This is a genomic window from Streptomyces sp. SID9727 (assembly GCF_010550605.1).
Classification (GTDB): domain Bacteria; phylum Actinomycetota; class Actinomycetes; order Streptomycetales; family Streptomycetaceae; genus Streptomyces.
The window spans coordinates 1-1,307 of sequence record NZ_JAAGNI010000260.1 but is presented as its reverse complement, the minus strand read 5'-3'; the positions used below and the strand labels follow the sequence as shown (position 1 = coordinate 1,307).

At 75.9% G+C, this 1,307-nt stretch carries 1 protein-coding gene and 1 pseudogene; both read left to right on the top strand.

Annotated elements, in window-relative coordinates:
* Window positions 1–676: pseudogene (locus G3I41_RS16680) on the top strand (hypothetical protein); the annotation flags it as partial.
* On the top strand, window positions 673–1,307 hold a 635-nt coding region (locus G3I41_RS16675; protein WP_164401007.1), incomplete at its 3' end, for a DUF4255 domain-containing protein. The pseudogene G3I41_RS16680 and the gene G3I41_RS16675, both read left to right, overlap by 4 nt.

The following is a 1,307-nucleotide window of genomic DNA, read 5'->3' as shown; positions in this document are numbered from 1 at the left end:
GCCGCCCGCGCAGCCGCTGCCGCCGGCCCCGGAGGCCGGCCCCGGTGTCGTCGTCCGCGCGCAGCCCAGCCCCGGCTACGTCGGCGGCCGGGTCGTGGTGACGTACACCGTCCGCAACGGCGAGAACGCCCTGGCCACCGGTCTGCGGCTGCGCCTCGGGCTGCCCTCCCGCATCCCCGTGGCCACGCTCCCGGCGGGCTGCACCGGCGGGGTGTGCGCGCTGCCCGACCTGGCACCGGGCGCCTCCTCGGTGCTGCGGGTCGTCCTCGCCCCGGACCACGCCGTCACGACCCGTATCACCGGCACGCTGACGACCACCGGCACCGACGCGGACCGGGGCGACAACGTCTCGCGCATCCCGCTGCGCATCCTCCAGCCCCGGATCGTCTCGGTGCCGGAGATCGGCAAGCCCGGGTTCGTCACCTCGGTGCGCGGCAAGGACTTCCCGCCCGGCGTGCCCGTGAAGCTGGCCTGGAAGCCCGGGATCACGGTCGCCGCGGCGCCCACCCTGCCCGGCCGGGACGGCACGTTCATCGCCCAGCTCCTGATCGTGGTCAAGGACCGGACCGGGCCGCGCACGATCACCGCGTCCGGCCCCGGCTTCTCGCCGGTGAAGACGGACTTCCTCGTGGTGACGGGCAACCTGGTCCCGCCGGACGAGATGGGGCGCCGGTGATCCACGAGGTGGACGAGGCGCTGCGGCTGCTGCTGGTGGACGCGGGCCTGGAGGACAGCGGCGTGGACCTGGTCTTCGACGCCCCGACGCGGGACTGGTCCGCCCGCCGCAACGCGCCCACGGTGAGCGTCTTCCTCTACGGCATCCGCGAGGACGCGACGCGCCGCAGCAGCGGCACGTCCGAGGAGTACGACGCCGAGGGCCTGGTCACCGGCCGCCGCACGCCCGCGCGCTGGTTCGAGCTGACCTATCTGGTGACGGCGTGGACCAACCGCCCCCAGGACGAACACCGGCTGCTCTCCGAGGTCCTGCGCTGCCTGATCCGCACCCGCGCGCTGCCCGCCCGCACCCTCACGGGCAGCCTCGCCGAGCTGGGTCTCACGGTCGAGATGGAGGCCGCGTCGGCGGGCTCGGGCGACCGCCCGTCCACGGTGGACGTCTGGTCCGCGCTGGGCGGCGAACTGAAGGCCGCGATCGACGTACGCGTCTGGGCCCCGCTCTCCGGCGACGTGGAGCCGGCCGGCCCGCCGGTCACGGAGGGCCTGCTCGTACGCACGGCCGCCGCCGTGGACGGCGAGGCGACGGAACCGGGCCGCCGGCTGCGGTACGGGCGCGGCGCGACGGACCCGGC